Annotated in this window: 1 pseudogene; it reads right to left on the bottom strand. The window is 70.3% G+C overall.

Annotated features, from left to right (window positions below):
• Positions 1-920 (bottom strand): annotated as a pseudogene (locus DW306_RS21120) (hypothetical protein); the annotation flags it as partial.

Here is a 920-nt window from a genome sequence, read left to right as displayed (position 1 = left end):
TCGTTCAGGATGATCACGTCGCGGTTGACGCGGAACACCAGGTTCTTCGAGTCCTGGGCCCCGTCGACCTCCGCGCTGACGTCGTTCGCGTCGCCGGGGCACTCGCGGATGAAGGTCGCCGAACCCGCCCAGGCGCCGTACGTGCACCCCTTGAGCGATACCGGGGCTGCGGCGGTGCCGTTCGCGCCGGCGTCGACCTGCGTCGGCTCGCCCCCGTCGAGGGGCACGCTCATCAGGGCGTTCGGCGTCGCGATCGCGACCGCGGCGGTCTCGGCGGATGCCTGCTGCAGCACGGCCTCACCGGCATCCGGGATGTCGGTGCGGAACCCGCCCGGCGTCGTGACGACGCCGGCCGTCCGGTCGAGCACGACGGGGGTGCGTCCGACCGCCGTGATCGTCGGCTTGCCGGACGCATCGATCTCTCCGACGGATGCCGTCGAGGCGTCGAGCGGCTCGCCCTCGGTGTCGACCGGCACGGTGACGACCTCGCCGCGCTCGGCGGACAGCCCGAAGACGGTGCCGTCGCTCGCGACCGCCACGTCGGCCTCGGCCCCCAGCTTCGCGACCGGGTCCTTGGCCTCGATCTCGAACGAGGCGATGCCCTTCACGGGCACCACCCAGAGCTCACCGGTCTTCTGGTCGAGGATCGCCGCGGTCAGATTGCCGAGCGCGACCTTCGATGCCGATGGGATCCCGGCCGAGTCCCCGAGCGAGACGCGGGCCGGGTCCACGGCCGTGACCGTCGAGGCATTCTCGTCGACGACGACGACGTTGGACGCGTCCTGGAGGATGTCGTAGTTCTCACCGGTGGTGCGCAGCCCGCCGTCGAGGACGGTCGACTCGTGATTGAAATGGCCGATCAGCAGGCTCGACGTCTTCGTGATCCAGACGCCGCCGTCGTTCAGATCGACCTTCGTCGT

The sequence above is a fragment of the Microbacterium sp. K24 genome (assembly GCF_004794465.1).
Lineage (GTDB): Bacteria > Actinomycetota > Actinomycetes > Actinomycetales > Microbacteriaceae > Microbacterium.
This window is presented reverse-complemented; position numbering and strand designations above follow the sequence as displayed.